The organism is Telluria sp. BA11 (genome assembly GCF_056680305.1).
The window spans coordinates 4,336,249-4,352,362 of record NZ_CM155275.1 but is presented as its reverse complement, the minus strand read 5'-3'; the positions used below and the strand labels follow the sequence as shown (position 1 = coordinate 4,352,362).

Below are 16,114 nucleotides of genomic sequence, written 5' to 3'. Positions count from 1 at the left end.
TTTTGTCACGGCGCCGGGAGAGGTCCTGGCGCGCGCTCCGCTACATCGCGGATCAATTTCTCCACAATCAAAAAATCAGCTGGCTTGGTCAGATGATGGTCGAACCCTGCCTGACTCGAGCGCTTGCGGTCCTGCTCCGCGCCCCAACCTGTCAGTGCGATCAGCGTCGATGTTTCCATACCGGGGATGCGCCGCATCGCTTCGGCCGCGTCGTAGCCGGTCATGTCGGGCAACCCGATATCGAGAAACACGACTTGCGGCACCAGCGCTGCCGCCTGCAGCAGCGCCGAGGCGCCGTCGTGCACGGCGGTTACCGTGTGCCCGTTCATCTCCAGCAGGGCCTGCAGCGTCTCGGCCGCATCGACATTATCGTCCACCACCAGGATACGCAGCACGCCCGGGTCGGCCTGCCCTGCCAGCTGCGCCGCATCAGCCACGACTGGCGGCGGCGCGGCGCTGTCGGCCGGCAGCGGCAGCCAGACCGTGAACTGGCTGCCCTGCCCGACCCCGGCGCTGGTGGCGGCCACCCGGCCGCCATGCAGCTTCACCAGACGCTGCACGAGGTTCAGGCCCACACCCAGGCCGCCCTGCGCCATCTCGGCGCCCGCATGGGCCTGCGCATACATATCGAACACGCCCTCGAGCGCATCGGCGGCGATGCCGATGCCATTGTCCAGCACCGAGATCGCGACTTCATCGCCCTCGATCTGCGCCCGGATTTCCAGCGCGCCACCCGGCGGCGTGTACTTCGCCGCGTTGTTGAGCAGGTTACTCAGGATCTGGGCCACGCGATGGCGGTCGGCGTGCAGGCCGACGTAACCGTCCGGCAGGTGCACGGCCAGCGTGTGGCGGCCGCGCTCGACCAGCGGCATGCTCATGTCGACGGCTTCGCGCACCGCGTCGGCCAGCAGCACACGCTCGCAGCGCAGCGTGACCTTGCCTTCGGCCAGGCGCGCCATGTCGAGCAAGTCGTCCACCAGGTGCACCATGTGATCGACCTGACGCCGCATGATGGCCTGCACGTCGCCGCTGGCCGCGCCGATGCGCATCAGCTCCAGCCCCGAACGGATCGGCGCCAGCGGATTGCGCAGTTCGTGCGCGAGCGTAAACAGGAAGTCGCTCTGCGCCCGGTTCTTCGCGCCCAGTTCGCGCGCCAGACGGTGCAGTTCCTGCTCGGCGTGCTTCTGGCTGTCGATATCGAGCGTGACGCCGTCGAAGCGCTCGGGCTGGCCATTCTTGTCCAGGCCACACCAGCCAATGGCGCGCAACCAGCGCGGCGTACCATCGCCGCCGTCCGCTGCGGCAACACGGGTGCGGAATTCAAGGTCCAGCGGCGCGCCGGCGCGCACCGCGTGCTCGACACTCTCGGCCAGCCGCTCGCGGTCTTCCGGCTCCACCGCGGCCAGCAGCTCGCTGACCGAAGCGGCGCGGCCCATGTCAACGCCGAAGTGCAGCGCCATCTCGGCATTGATCTGGAAATGCGTGAACGGCACGTCGGCGTACCAGACGCCGATATCGCCCGCCTCGGACACGCGCTCGAAGCGCTCCTGCAGCAGCTTGCGCGCATGGACGTCGATCACGGTGCCGACATAGCCGTCCGGCTCACCGGCGGCGTTCACGCGCGGCAGGCCGGCATCGATGAACCAGCGGTAGCTACCGTCACGGCCGCGCAGGCGGTAGTCGAACGAGAATGGCTGGCGCGCGGCACTGGCGGCCAGGAAGATCTCGCCCGAGCGCGCGGCGTCGTCGGGGTGCACGTTCTCGAGCCAGCCCATGCCCAGGTCCTGCTCGGGCGCGCGGCCCGTGTAATCGTACCAGCGCTGGCTCAGGTAAGTGCACAGGCTGTCGTTGTCGGTGGTCCAGAGCATCGCGGGCGACGCGTCGATCAGCGCCCGCACATGCGCTTCGCGCGCCTGCGCAGCGCGTGCGTTCTCGCGCCGCTCGCGCCCCAGCGCCACCTGGGTGCCGATGCGCGCCAGCAGTTCGTTGGCCGAAAACGGCTTGACCAGGTAGTCATCAGCGCCGGCCTGCAGGCCCTCGACCTTGGCTTCTTCGCCGGCGCGCGCCGACAGCAGCATGACCGGCAGATGGCGCAGCAGCTCGCTGGCGCGCACCTTGGCGATCAGGCCGAAACCGTCCAGGCGCGGCATCATTACATCCGACAGCAGCAGGTCGGGCGGGTCCAGCAGCGCCATCTCATAGGCCGCCTGGCCATCGGCCACCACGCGCACGTCGGCATGCGGTTCGAGCAGCGATTTCAGGTAGGCGCGCATGTCGTTGTTGTCGTCGGCGACCAGGATGCGCGGTCGCGCGTCATGCTGCGCTTCGTGCTGCACCTCAGGCTGCGTGGGCGCGCTCGTGTCCAGGTCCGAATCCGGGGCCGGCGCAGCGCCTCCCTGCGTGTCGGGCAGCCAGCGCAGTGCTTCCTCGACGAACGCCGCGCCCATGCGCTGGCGGTCGGCCAGCGCCTCCGGCGCCTGCACGATGCGATCCGCCGGCAGGTGCGCGTCGCCAAACGGCAGGTCGACGTCGAAACGGGTGCCTTCGCCGAAGGTGCTCGAGACCGCGATCGTCCCGCCATGCAGGCGCACCAGCTCCTGGATCAGCGCCAGGCCGATGCCAGTGCCTTCGTAGGTCCGGCCCGGCGCGCCCTCGATGCGGTGGAAGCGCTCGAACATGCGCGGCAGTTCGTGCTCGGGAATGCCGGTGCCGGTGTCCTGCACCGACAGCCGCGCCATGCCGGCATGTTCGCGCAGGGTCACCGTGACGCCCCCGTGCAGCGTGAACTTGAAGGCGTTCGACAGCAGGTTGAAGACGATCTTTTCCCACATGTCGCGGTCGACGAAGACCGGCTGCGTCAGCGGCTGCAGATCGACCGTGTAGTCCAGCCCTCCCTTGGCCATGGCCGACTCGAACACGCCGGCCAGGTCGACCGTCAGGCGCGTGAGATCGACCGGGACGTAGCTGGCCTGCACGCGGCCGGCCTCGATGCGCGAAAAGTCGAGCAGCGAATTGACCAGCTTGAGCAGGCGCAGCGAGTTGCGGTGCGTGAGCTCGACGCGCTGGCGCTGGATCGCATTCATCGACTCGGGCGCATCGGCCAGCGCATCGTCGAGCGGGCCGAGGATCAGCGTCAGCGGCGTACGAAATTCATGCGAGACGTTCGAGAAGAACGCGGTCTTGGCGCGGTCGATCTGAGCCAGTTCTTCGGCGCGGCGCTGTTCCTGCTCGTAGGCGATGACATTGCCCACGGCGGTATTGACAGCCGCCCCCAGCAACGCATAAAAGTTGCGGTACTCGGCATCGAGCGCGCGGCGCACGCTGACCCCGGCCACGACAAAGCCGAACAGCTCCTGCTGGCCGGGCAAGGTCAGTGGCAGCACCAGCGCCGAGCGCGGCGCGTCTTCGTAGGGCCCGCAAGCGACATCACCCAGGCGCGCGGCCACGTCGTCGGCCTGTTCGACCGTCTGCGAGCTGTTACTGCGGGCAAATGGCCAGATGCTGTCATCGAAGGCAGCTGTCAGCGGCGCCAATGGGTTGCCCGCTGCCAGGCCGGCGCTGCCGCGCAGCGCCAGCGTGCCGGTCTCGGCATCGATCTGGTAGAACAGCACGAACGGCACGTCGGCCGTCATGTGCGCGCAGTGGCTTGCGAGCTGCGTACCGATGTCACCGATCGCGCGCACGCCTGCCAGGCTCGCGGTCAGGTCACGCAAGCCCTTGCTGCGGCGCGCGTTGAGCACCTGTACCGTGGTTTCGGTAATCGGGTGGAATATCCCGCCGATCGCGCCCGACTCGTCGCGGATTGGCGAGAACGAGAACGTCATATTGGCTTCTTCGAGATAGCCACTGCGGTCGAGGAACATCTGCTGGTCGCGGATGTACGCACCGGAGCCCTGGTGCGCCAGTTCGAAGGCCTCGCCCACGACCGGCAGGGCCGAGGCCCAGACCACCTTGAATGGCGCGCCCATCGCTGCCGGATGCAGGTCGCCGCAGATCGGGCGGTAGGCGTCGTTGTAGATCTGGATGTCGTCCGGGCCCCAGCAGACCAGGATCGGGAACGTCGACGACAGGCACAGGCTGACCGATGTGCGCAGGCTCTGCGGCCAGCCGGACAGCGGTCCGAGCGGCGTCGCCGACCAGTCCATGCTGCGGATCAGTTCGCCCATCTCGCCCCCACCGGCGAGCCAGTTCATGTCGTCGTTAACGGACAAGGCGATGGGCTGGGCTGCGGGCATGGGGCTGGACCTTACGGAGGAAAATGGAGATGCGGCGTGGCGGCGTGCACAGGCACGCCACCGTTGCACATGCTGCCTGATGGCAAAGTGCATGGCAAAACAGCCGCTATTAGACCATAAGCCGTCGTCCGTTGGTTGCCGGGGTGCTATTTTACAACCCCGATAAAGCAACCATTTGTCAAGCATAAAAAAACACGGCCAGTCATCACTGGCCGTGTCCGGAACATCCGGCAAGGCGCGCAGCGCCCTGCCGCTGTGGATCAGACCGGCGCCACCTTGGCACGGCCGCGGCCCGTCACCATCCGCACGACGCGCATGACCAGCCGATAGACCAGGCGCACCAGAGTCAGCGCCAGGATGGCTTCGACAAACGTCATCAGGAATGCCACCAGCGCATTGCGATGCTCGGCGCGGCGGCCGTACTTGGCCACCATGCGGTCACGGGCGATCTCGATGCTGTCATAGAAGGTTGGCACCACCAGCAGCGTCAGGATGGTCGAGGTGATCGTGCCGCCGATGATCGCAATGGCCAGTGGCTGGTAGAACTCGCCCGAGTCGCCCAGGGCCAGCGCCACCGGCAGCATGCCGGCGATCAGCGCGAAGGTGGTCATCAGGATCGGCCGCAGGCGCTTGCGCCCGGCCGCCATCAGCGCTTCTTCGCGGTCCATCCCTTCGTGCTCGAGCGCCCTGGCGGCGTCGAGCAGCAGGATCGCGTTCTTGGCCACCAGCCCCATCAGCATCAGGATGCCGATCATGCTCATCAGGTTGAGCGTGTTGCCCGTCATGATCAGGGCCAGCACGACCCCGATCAGCGACAGCGGCAACGACAGCATCACACCGATCGGCGCCGTGAACGACCCGAACTGCATCACGAGGATCAGGTACATCAGCGCGATGCCCGAGAACAGCGCAATGAGCATCTCCTTGAACAGTTCGGCCTGATCTTCACCCGACCCGCCCAGCGCCAGGCCATACCCCGGCGGGAAGTCGAAGGTGCGCGCCAGTTTCATGGCGTCGGTCGTGACTTCGCCCGCCGAACGGCCCTGGGCATTGGCCGACACGGTAATCATGCGCTCGCCATTCTTGTGACGGATCGCCGACGGGCCCTTGCCCATCGTGATCGACGCGATCTGCTCGAGCGGCACCATCATGCCGGTGCCGGTGACCGGAATCGGCAGGCGCTCGATGCTGTCGGTATTGACGCGGTCGTCCGGATGCAGACGCACAGCGACGTCGCGGGTTTCGCTGGTCGGATCGACCCAGTCGCCCACTTCGATGCCGGCGAACGCCACCCGCAGCGACTGCGCCGCATCGCCCACCGAAATACCCAGGGCATTGGCAAGACCCCGGTCAAGCACGATCTGCAGTTCGTTCTTCGGATCCTGCTCGGACAGCGCGACGTCGACCGCACCCGGTACTTCACGCAGCTTTTCCATGTAGGCGGTGGTCAGCTCCATCAGTTTGCGCGAATCGGGACCGGTAAATTCCACCTGCACCGGCTTGCCACCGCCGGACAGGTCATCGATGACCGTGTATTCGGCGCCCACCAGGCTGGCAATCTTGGCGCGCAGTTCGACGGCGACTTCGGACGCAGTGCGCTTGCGTTCGCTGCGCTTGCCGATGTCGACGTAGATCGTGCCGCCGCTGGTCTTGACGTTGCTGTTGGTGTCCTTCGTTTCAGGCAAGGTGCGGGCCAGCACGGCTGCCGCTTCGAGTTTGCGGCGCGCATATTCGATCGACGACGAAGCCGGCGTGCGCACCTCGATCTGCAGGTTGCCCGAGTCCTGCTTGGGCAGGAAGCTCGACCCGCCAAAGTAATGGTGCATGACCAGCGCGCCGATCAGGCTGGCAACAGCCAGGAATGCCATCGCGCGACGGTGATGCAGCGCCCAGGCGATCACGCGGCCATAGCGGTCGGCCTGGTGGTCGAACCAGTGATTGAAGCGGTCGAGCACGGCGCCGATGCCGGTCTTCGGGCGGCTGTGGTGATCCGGTGGGTCACCCCAGTAGGCCGACATCATCGGGTCGAGCGTGAACGAGATGAACAGCGACACGATCACCGAGCAGGTCACGGTCAGGGCAAACGGGCGGAACCACTCGCCGGACACGCCCGGCATGAAGGCCACTGGCACGAACACGGCCATGATCGAGAACGTGGTCGCGGCCACGGCCATGCCGATCTCGGCGGTGCCTTCGAGCGCTGCAGTGCGGCGGTCGGACCCCATTTCCATATGGCGCACGATGTTTTCGCGCACCACGATCGCATCGTCGATCAGCACGCCAATGGCCAGCGACAGGCCCAGCAGCGTCATGAAGTTCAGCGTGAAGCCGCACAGCCAGACGGCGATGAATGCGGCCAGCACCGACGTCGGCAGTGCCAGTGCGGTGATCAGCGTCGAGCGCCAGGAGTTGAGAAACGCGTAGACGACGAACACGGTCAGCACGGCGCCCAGCACCAGCGCCTCGATCACGTTGTTCAGGCTCGACTGCGCATCCTTGCCGCCGTCGCGCACGACCTCGAGTTCGGTTCCGGCCGGCAGCAGCTTGCTCTGCGCCGCCACCACTTCGTGCACCCGCTTGGCCAGCGACACGGTCGAGGCATCGCGTGAACGCGAAATCTGCAGGCCCACATTTGGCTTGCCACTGCGCACCGACAGCGTATTCACGTCGGCGAAGCCATCGCGGATCTCGGCCACCTGGCTCAGGCGCACGATCTGGTCGCCATTGCGCTTGACGACGATCTGCGAAAAGTCTTCGGGCCGCTCGATGCGACCGACGAGGCGGATGCCTTTTTCGTCCAGTTCGCTGCGCAGCTTGCCCACCGGCGCATTGGTATTACCGTTGCGCAGCGCGTTGGTGACATCGGACGCCGAGACATTGAATTCGCTCAGCTTCTCGGCGCGCAGCAGCACCGACAGTTCGCGCCGCAGCGCGCCGTTGACGACCACGGTCGAGACGCCATCGATGCCGCGGAATTCGTCGGCCAGCACGTCTTCGGCGTAGCGCGAGATTTCGGCGTGGCTCTGGGTGCTGGACGACAGCGCCAGCGACATGATCGGCTGGGCCGACGGATCGATCCGGCGCAGCACGGGCTCGCGCATCTCGATCGGCAGCTTGTAGCGCACGGCGGCAATCGCATTGCGCACGTCGTCCGATGCTTCGATCAGGTCGCGGTTGAAGTCGAATTCCATCCAGATCGAGGCGCCGCCTTCATAGGAATTGGAATTGACGTCCTTGACGCCCTGGATCGCCTGCATCTGCTTTTCGAGGCGGTTGGTGATTTCACGCTCGGCGGTCTCGGGCGATGCGCCCGGATACGGAATGTCGACGACGATGATCGGGATCTCGACGTCCGGCTCCTGGTTGACCTTCAGCTTGGACAGGGCCAGCAGGCCGATGGCCATCATCGCGACGATGATGACGATCGTCGCGACCGGTTTCTTGACACTAAAATTGGACAGGAACATGGTGGGTTTTCCTTTGGTGTTCCTGGATTTACTTGCCCTGGACTGCGCCGGCACCCGAAGCTGCGCCATTGGCGCTGGCCACACGGGCGTTCGGCATGTCGACCTTCTGGCCGTCCTTCAGGTTCGACGTCGGCGCACGCAGCACCACGTCGCCGGCCGCGAGGCCCTGCTTGATCTCGACATTGCCGGTACGGGCATCGCGCGCGCCGACCACCAGCTTGACCTTCGACAGCGTCTTGTCCTTGATGCGCCAGGTGTGGCTGGCGTCGCCCACGCGCACCAGCGCGCTCTCGGGCAGCATCAGCGCATCGCTCGCGGCAGCGTCGACACGCCCTTCGGCGTACAGACCGGCCACGCGCGGCTGCGCATTGTCGACAAAGCCTACCAGCACCTCGACCTGGCGCGTCACCGGATTGGCGGCCGGATCGATGCGTCTGACCACGCCGGCAAACGTCTGGTCGGCGTAACCGTTGACGCGAAAGTTGACCTTCTGGCCGATCTTGACGGTGCTGACCGAATCGGCCGAGACCGCGCCTTCGAAGCGCATGCTGGTCGGGTCGATGACCTTGACGAGTTCCTTGCCGATGGTGGCGGTGTCGCCGTTGGAGACCTTGCGCTCGGAGACGATGCCGTCGAACGGCGCGCGCACGGTGGTGCGGGCCAGTTGCTGGCGCGCGGTGGCCACGCGGCTGCGCGAGCTCGACAGTTCACTCATTGCGTTGTTGCGCGCCATCTCGGCGTCGTCGAGCGCCTTGGCCGACGTCATGCCCGACGCCGTCAGGGTTTTCAGGCGCTCGAGCTGGCGATTGGCCTGGTCGACGGCCAGCGAGGCGGCGCGCTGCATGTCTTCGGCCGACATCAGGGTGTCGCGGATCGAGGTTTCGTCGAGGCGCACCAGCACGTCGCCGCGCTTGACCGGTTCACCGTTTTCCTTGAGCACCTGCAGCACGATGGCCGAGACTTCGGCGCGCAGGTCGGCGCGGCGCTCAGGCTCGATCGAGCCGGTAATCACCGGGCCCGACGACACCGACGCACTCTGGATCGTCAAGACATCCTCCTGCGCCACGGTCAGCTGGGTCGGCTTGTTGTCCTTGCCCTCGGGGGCTTTGGAATCTTTGCCGCAAGCGACTAGGCTTGATGCGATGGCTAGAACGAGGAGTGTTTTGCGCAGCATGGTGGTTCTCCGGAAATGGACTCGGTGTTTTTATAAAAATAAGTTCAGATACATCCAGCGCGCAGTATTCAGGAGGTCTCCAGCAGCGTCAATTGACGATCCTGTGGTTTGCGGAATTGGATGGATGAAGTGCGGAATCTGGCGATGAGCTGCATTCCGTCCGGGATGGAATGCCATAAAAAACGGACAGACGATGGACGCCCGGACGTCCACGGGATGCGCGGCGCACGCATCCCGTACATACACTAGAACCCGCCCAGCACGGTGTAGATCAGAAAGCCCATGCCGATGCCGGTCAGGATGCCGCCGGCGATCTCGAACCGGGTGTGCCCCATGCGCTCGCGCAGGATCACATAATCCTCTTTGCCGTCATGCAGGCGGTTCAGCGTGACAGCGTGGCGACCGACGTGCTGGCGCAGGCTGTTGGCGTCGATCATGACGATGAAGGCAAGCGTGACGGCCACGCCGAATGCCGGATGGCCCATGCCTTCGCGCAGCGCGATCAGCGTGGCCATGCTGGAAACGACGGCGCTGTGGTTGCTGGGAAAGCCGCCATTGCCGACCAGGTCGAAAGCCCAGCGCCGATAGCGGACACTGGATATGAGGAACTTGATCGGGCCGACTACCATCCAGGTCAGTACCGGTGTGACGAGATAAATGATTTCCATGATGTCTTAGAGTGAAAAATGCTGGGCAGAATTATCTCAGAAGCAAGGCTCAGCGGGCGACTTTCGGTACAGCCCATTTTGGCAGGGACACGGTAATATTGTCCCAACAGGTACCTGCACACAAGAGGCGCATATGCGGCATTTCCGGTGGTCGTTCGTCGTAACGGCAGTGCTCATGGTGCTCGCCGGCTGGTGGGGCTATGCGCACCGGGGCTGGCCAGGGCTGCTGCAGGCCTTGTGGATCACTGCCATCCTCGGCGTGCTCGAAGTGTCGCTTTCTTTCGACAATGCGGTGGTCAACGCTTCGGTACTCAAGCACTGGAACGAATTCTGGCGCAAGTTGTTCCTCACCGTCGGCATCCTGGTGGCGGTGTTCGGGATGCGCCTGTTGTTTCCGCTAGTGATCGTGGCCGCCGCAACCGGGCTGGGGTTGCCGGACGTCTGGCACATGGCGCTCGACAATCCCGCCGAGTATTCGCGCAACCTGACGGCGCACCACGCCGAGGTCGCGGCTTTTGGTGGCGCCTTCCTGATGCTGGTGTTCCTGAATTTTTTGTTCGATGATGAGAAAGAGCTGCACTGGCTGCACTGGTTCGAAGCGAAGGTCGGCAAATACGGCACCGAAGGCCTGGCCGTGCTGCTCACGCTGCTGTGCGTGGTCGTCGCCATGCGCCTGATGCCAGAAGCGCGCAAGCTGGCGGTGCTGATCGCCGGCGTTACCGGTGTGCTCATCTATATAGCCGTGAAATGGCTCAGCAACCTGCTGGAAGCGAAGGAACACGATCCGTCGGTGGGCGCGATGATCTCGCAGGGCAGCATCGGGGGCTTCCTGTATCTCGAGGTACTCGATGCGTCGTTCAGCTTCGATGGCGTGATCGGCGCGTTTGCCATCACCAACGATGTCGTCATCATCATGCTGGGGCTGGCCATCGGCGCCATGTTCGTACGCTCGATGACCGTGTTCCTGGTCTACAAGGGCACGCTGCAGGAATTCGTGTATCTGGAGCATGGCGCGCACTACGCCATCGGCATCCTGGCGCTGATCATGTTCGCCAGCGTGCACTATCACATCCCCGAATGGTTCACGGGGTTGTCCGGGCTGGCGTTCATTCTCGTCTCGCTGTGGTCATCCATACGACATCGCCGGCGCCTGGCCGCTGAAAACGCTCTGGCGGCCAGCCAGACAGGCTGAATCCTCCGTTGTCAGGAATCCCGGTTTGCGATTAAGGCAAGGCATGGCAGAATGGGCGCGCACCGCGTTTGCGCTGCCCGTTTGCCAACCCTGCCCACTTTCTTGATCGACCAGCCCCAACCATGCCGACCACCCTGCCCAAGCGCACTTCCGCCATCCTGCTCATCCTCATCGCCGTCGTTGCTGTCCTGGCTGCAGGCTATACCTGGTTCACACTGACCTGGTCGTATTCGGAAGGCGAACGGGCCGGCTACCTGCAGAAATTCTCCAAGCGCGGCTGGCTGTGCAAAACGTGGGAAGGCGAGATTCTGCTGTCGAGCATGCCGGGCGCGATTCCCGAACGCTTCGTGTTTACGGTGCGCGACGAAACCGTGGTGCCGGCCCTGCTGGCCAGCATGGGCAAGCGTGTGCAGCTGACGTATGACCAGCACAAGGGCGTGCCCACCACGTGCTTCGGCGAGACCGAGTATTTCGTGTCGAAAGTGGCCGGCGGCCCGGACAATCCGCTGTCGCCAAGCCAGGCGCCGGGTTTGCCTGAACAGGCGCCGGCGCAGTAAGCACAGGGGGCGGACCGCCCGCCCCCGTTATGGTTTGCGATCCGGGTCCAGCTCGCGCTGGGTCGCAATCACTTCTGCCAGTCTGGCGGCCGCCTGCGCCGCCGATGTATCGCCGGCCCGCGCCTGCGACTGCTTGAATCGGCCCAGCACCTCGCGCGTCAGGTCGGCCGAGACCGAGCGCTGCCCTGCTTCGACCTTGCGCTCGCCGATGGCGCGCTGCGTCGCTGCCAGCTCGACTGCGTCGTCGTCCTGACGCCGGCTTTCCAGATTGACCAGCTGCTTGCGCGCGTCGGCCATCTGCTGCGTCGCGTGCGCCGCCTTGCGCTGCATCTCGGCGTGCTCTTGCGCATGTTCGAGCAGCGCCCGCTGCGCTTCGCGCTTTTCAAGCGCCGCCTGCACCGCCGCCAGCTCGGCCAGCTCGCGCTGGCGCGCCAGTTCGGCCTGCGCCTGCTCGGCGTCGGCACGCGACACGGCCGCCTGTGCCGCAGCCTGTTCGGACGCGAGGCGCGCTGCCTGCGCTTCGTTGGCGCGGGTGTCGGCGGCGGCCTGCTCGCGCTGCGCGGCCAGCTTGCGTTCCACCAGCACGAGCGCCTCGCGCGCAGCCCGGGTTGCGTCGCGCTCGGCGGCGATGGCTGCTTCGGTCAATGCCACCTGTTGCTGCTCGACCTCGGCCCGTTCGGCCTGGGCTTGCGCCAGCTCGGCGGCGCGGCGCGCGTGTGCTTGCTGGGCGGCGGCTGCCGCTTCAGCCTGAGACGCTTCTTCGATGGCTGCATCGGCCTGCGCCTGCTGCGCTTCCCAGGCGGCGCGCTGCGCTTCTTCGATGCGCCGCTCGGCCTCGACCTTCACCTGCAGGGCTGCGGCAGCCGCCGCTTCGGCCTCGCTGCGCGCCTGGGCCGCCAGCGTCAGCTCGTGCTCGGCCGCGATTTTCTGTTCCAGTGCCGCCAGGGCTTGCGCCTCGGCGGTCTTGCGCTCCTGCTCGGCCTGCACCAGGTGTTCAGCCTGTTCGCGGCGCTGCGCCGCCAGTTGCGCGGCCTCTTGCTGCAACTGCACCTGCGACGCTTCGAGCGCCAGGGCCGCTGCGTCGTCGTTGTTCAATGCTGCCTGCGCGTCGGCTGCCGCCTGTGCCAGCGCAGCGCGCTCGTCGGCCAGCGCGCGCTCGCGCCGGTGTTCTTCGGCCTCAACCTGCGCTGCGGCAGTGGCCGCTTCGTCGGCCGCCATGCGCGCGCGTGCGTCAAGCGCCGCCTGCGCTTCGGCTTCCAGCCGCGCCTGCACCTGCTCACCCGCTTCTTCTTCGGCGCGGGCGCGGTCTTCGGCCACCAGGCGCAGCTTGCGGTCGGCTTCGATGCGCGCTTCGGTCGCGGCCAGGATGCGCGTTTCGGCGTCGCGCCGCGCGGCGGCGCTCGAGGCCGCCATCTGTTCTTGCCGTTCGCGGTGCACGGCGGCGTCGCGGATGTCTTTTTCGGTCTGCAGGCGCATGCGCAGCGACTGGCCGGCCACCCGTTCGGACTCGGCCTGGGCCAACGCGATCGCCTCGCGTTCCTGCTCGATGTGGGCGTAGGCACGCGCTTCTTCGAGTGCGCGCGCCTCGGCTGCCGCGCGGGCAAAGGCCGACGTCAACGCGATCTGGTCGGCGCGCTCGCGCTGCTGGGTCAGTTCAAGGGCTTCCGCTTCGGCATCGGCGAGCTTTTCGGCGGTCTGGCGGGCGGAACGTTCGGCCCGCTCGCGCTCGCGCGCCAGGATGGCGATGCGGGCGTCGGCGCTGGCGTTGTGCTGCACTTCTTCGCGCGCCGCCTCGACGGCGGCCATGCGTTCGACTGCCTGCAGGCGCGCCTGCTCGGTGTGCACGACCAGTTCGTCGGCTGCGCGGGCGGCCTTGGCAGCCAGTTCGGCCTCGGCTTCGATCTGCGCCGTGGCGCGGCGGCGTGCTTCTTCTTCGAGGCGGGCACGCGCTTCGGTGGCGACCCGCACTTCGGTGTCGCTTTTCACGCGCGCGCGCAGCTCTGCAGTCTCTTGACGGATCGCCTCCAGACGTTCGCTCGATGCCTGCGCGGCGGCGCGCAGCGAGTCGAGGCGTTCGCGGTTGGCGGCGATGGCGTCTTCGGACGCCTGGGAATTGGCTTGCGCCGCCGCGGCGGCAGCGGCGTCGAGCGAGGCGCGCTCGTCGGCCAGCGAACGGGCGCGCGCTTCAGCGTGGTGACGGCTCTCGGCCGCCATATTGGCCTTGGCTTCTGCCTCGACACGCGCGATCGCTTCCTGGATTTCGCGCATTTCGAGTGGTTTGCGACCCGGACCGGCAAATTCAGCAGGTTCCGCCGCAGCGGGCAGCACCGGGGTGACTGGCACCACCGGCTGCGCGAACGCGGCAGCCGCCGGGGTTGGCACTGGCATTGACACCACATCGGTCGGCGCCAGCGCGCCGGCGGCCGGCGGCAGGTCGATCGTGAAGTCGGTGTCGTCTTGTTGGGCTGGGTTCGGTTCCATGCGAGTCTCTGTGGCGGCAGTCGGGTTGATTATCCGGTAAATCCGGTTCTCGTGCTATGCCGAACTGGGTGGCAATCGTGCATCAGCTTGGCGCTTTGCCTCGCCCCTCTACATCTGCCACAGCGGCGGCTCATCCATCAACGCGACCTGCTCGCGCAATTCGAGGATGCGATCCTGCCAGTAACGCTGGGTATTGAACCAGGGGAAAGCAGCCGGGAATGCCGGATCGGTCCAGCGCATCGCCAGCCATGCCGAGTAATGGATCAGGCGCAGTGTGCGCAATGCTTCGACCAGGTACAGCTGGCGCGGGTGGAAATCGCAGAAATCCTCGTAGCCGGCCAGCACGTCGGCCATCTGGCCCACCATTTCCTGCCGCTCGCCTGACAGCAGCATCCACAGATCCTGCACTGCCGGGCCCATGCGGCTGTCGTCGAAATCGACGAAGTGCGGTCCGTCCGGCGTCCACAGCACGTTGCCGCCGTGGCAATCGCCATGCAGGCGCACGAGCGGCAACTCGCCAGCGCGCTCGTAGCAGCGCGCGACGCCTTCAAGCGCCTGTTCCATCACGCTCGACCAGGCCGGCATCAGTTCGGGCGGCACGAAGTCGTGGGCGCGCAGCCAGTCGAACGGCTCGCGGCCGAACGTGACCGGGTCGAGCGCCGGGCGCAGCAGGAATGGCTTGACGGCGCCCTGCGCATGAATGCGGCCGATGAAGCGGCCAATCCATTCCAGTACGGCGGGGTCGCCCAGCTCCGGGGCGCGCCCGCCGCGGCTCTCGAACACCGCAAAACGGAAACCGTCGAACGTGTGCAGCGTGCGCCCGTCGATGTCGATGGCCGGCACCACGGGGACCTCCTGCGCCACCAGCTCGGCAACAAAGCCATGCTCTTCGAGGATGGCCTCATCGCTCCAGCGTTCGGGCCGGTAAAACTTGACCACCACCGGCTCGCCCTCTTCACGGCCCACGCGGTAGACGCGGTTCTCGTAGCTGTTGAGCGCCAGCAGGCGCCCGTCGCCATGCAGGCCGACACTGTCGAGCGCATCGAGCACGGTCGCGGGATCGAGGCGCGCGTACGGGTGATCTGGCGCGGCGTCGGCGGTGGCGGGGTTCAGGTTATCCATGCACCATTGTACGGCGGCGCACGGCCGCGTGGTGATTGCGAACATTTCACTATTGCTGTGTTCGTTCTCGCACAGAGCGTGACAATCTAACAAGGTCTCATGTCATGTATGTACCCGCGCAATCGTGCAGCGGACAAATCACCGCATAGGACTGACCATGAAAAAACTGACTTTGACCGTCATCGCTCTCGCCGCTGGCCTGTTGGCCGGCACCGCCATCGCACAAACTGCTGCCCAGCCGCCAAAGGCTGAGCCGAACATGCAAAAAGTGTTGGACGCGATGGCGGCCCTGAAGCCAAAGCCGATCGAAACCCTGAGCCCGGAAGAAGCGCGCAAGCAGCCAACCCCGAGCGACGCTGTCAAGAAAGTGCTGACCGACGCCGGCAAGAGCACGGCACCGGAACCAGGCGTCACGATGAAGACGCAATCGATCCAGGGCAAGGACGGCAGCTTCCCGATCCACATCTTCACGCCTGAAGGCGCGGGCCCGTTCCCGGTCGTCGTGTACTTCCACGGCGGCGGCTTCGTGATTGCCGACACCAAGGTGTATGAAGCGTCGGTGCGTGGCCTGGCCAAGAAGGCCAAGGCGATCGTGATCTCGGCCGACTACCGCCGTGCACCGGAGCACAAGTTCCCGACCCAGACCGAGGACGCGTTCGCGGCCTACCAGTGGGCGCTGGCCAATGCCAAGAGCATCAATGGCGATCCGATGCGTGTCGCAGTGGCGGGCGAATCGGCCGGCGGCAACCTGGCGACCGTGGTGTCGATGATGGCGATGGAAAAGAAAATCCAGATGCCGGTGCACCAGCTGCTGGTCTACCCAGTGGTCAACGACGACATGAACAACGAGTCGTACAAGAAGAACGCCAACGCCAAGCCACTGAACAAGGCGATGATGACGTGGTTCTTCAAGCACTACGGCGCCGATCCGAAGAGCCCGCACGCACTGCCGATGAAGGCTGCCTCGCTCAAGGGCCTGCCACCGGCAACCGTGATCACCGCAGAAATCGATCCGCTGATGACCGAGGGTAAGGCTTACGCCGACCGCCTCAAGAAGGAAGGCGTGACCGTCAACTATCGCCACTTCACCGGCGTAACCCACGAGTTCTTCGGCATGGACGCCGTGGTGCCGAAGGCCAAGGAAGCCCAGCAGTTCGCAGCTGACGAGCTGACCAAGGCGTTCAATGCCAAGCGTTAATCATTTTTTACTGAAGTAAA

At 65.7% G+C, this 16,114-nt stretch carries 9 protein-coding genes; 3 read left to right on the top strand and 6 right to left on the bottom strand.

Annotated elements, in window-relative coordinates; genetic code table 11:
* Positions 1-5 precede the first annotated feature (5 nt).
* The 4 genes from AC1MGT_RS19115 to AC1MGT_RS19100 form a co-directional block, all read right to left on the bottom strand.
* Positions 6-4,235 (bottom strand): ATP-binding protein, encoded by a 4,230-nt coding sequence (locus tag AC1MGT_RS19115; RefSeq protein WP_499501594.1) that lies wholly within the window; start codon positions 4,233-4,235, stop codon positions 6-8.
* A 260-nt stretch (positions 4,236-4,495) separates the two neighbouring features.
* Positions 4,496-7,702 carry an efflux RND transporter permease subunit gene (locus AC1MGT_RS19110; protein WP_499501593.1) on the bottom strand — a complete coding sequence of 1,069 codons (3,207 nt, stop codon included), beginning with the start codon at positions 7,700-7,702 and terminating at the stop codon, positions 4,496-4,498.
* A 28-nt stretch (positions 7,703-7,730) separates the two neighbouring features.
* Positions 7,731-8,876, bottom strand: coding sequence for an efflux RND transporter periplasmic adaptor subunit (locus AC1MGT_RS19105; RefSeq protein WP_499501592.1), 1,146 nt, complete (start codon positions 8,874-8,876; stop codon positions 7,731-7,733).
* A gap of 245 nt (positions 8,877-9,121) precedes the next feature.
* A complete protein-coding gene (locus tag AC1MGT_RS19100; RefSeq protein WP_499501591.1) occupies positions 9,122-9,544 on the bottom strand; it encodes a divergent PAP2 family protein in 423 nt (140 codons plus the stop codon).
* Between the two features lie 133 nt (positions 9,545-9,677).
* On the opposite strand from AC1MGT_RS19100, the gene AC1MGT_RS19095 reads away from it, so the two are divergent.
* Both AC1MGT_RS19095 and AC1MGT_RS19090 read left to right on the top strand, forming a co-directional pair.
* Entirely contained in the window at positions 9,678-10,736 is a 1,059-nt protein-coding gene (locus AC1MGT_RS19095; protein ID WP_499501590.1) for a DUF475 domain-containing protein, read from the top strand.
* Between the two features lie 122 nt (positions 10,737-10,858).
* Positions 10,859-11,293 carry a DUF8785 domain-containing protein gene (locus AC1MGT_RS19090; RefSeq protein ID WP_499501589.1) on the top strand — a complete coding sequence of 145 codons (435 nt, stop codon included), beginning with the start codon at positions 10,859-10,861 and terminating at the stop codon, positions 11,291-11,293.
* A 27-nt stretch (positions 11,294-11,320) separates the two neighbouring features.
* Here the strand turns inward: AC1MGT_RS19090 and AC1MGT_RS19085 are convergent, their stop codons facing one another.
* Positions 11,321-13,774, bottom strand: coding sequence for a coiled-coil domain-containing protein (locus AC1MGT_RS19085; protein WP_499501588.1), 2,454 nt, complete (start codon positions 13,772-13,774; stop codon positions 11,321-11,323).
* 108 nt (positions 13,775-13,882) lie between these two features.
* On the bottom strand, positions 13,883-14,896 hold the full coding sequence (locus AC1MGT_RS19080) for a serine/threonine protein kinase (RefSeq protein WP_499501587.1): 1,014 nt from the start codon (positions 14,894-14,896) through the stop codon (positions 13,883-13,885).
* Positions 14,897-15,053: 157 nt separating this feature from the next.
* Here AC1MGT_RS19080 and AC1MGT_RS19075 point away from each other — a divergent pair, with 157 nt between their 5' ends.
* Positions 15,054-16,094 (top strand): alpha/beta hydrolase, encoded by a 1,041-nt coding sequence (locus tag AC1MGT_RS19075; RefSeq protein ID WP_499501586.1) that lies wholly within the window; start codon positions 15,054-15,056, stop codon positions 16,092-16,094.
* Positions 16,095-16,114 lie beyond the last annotated feature (20 nt).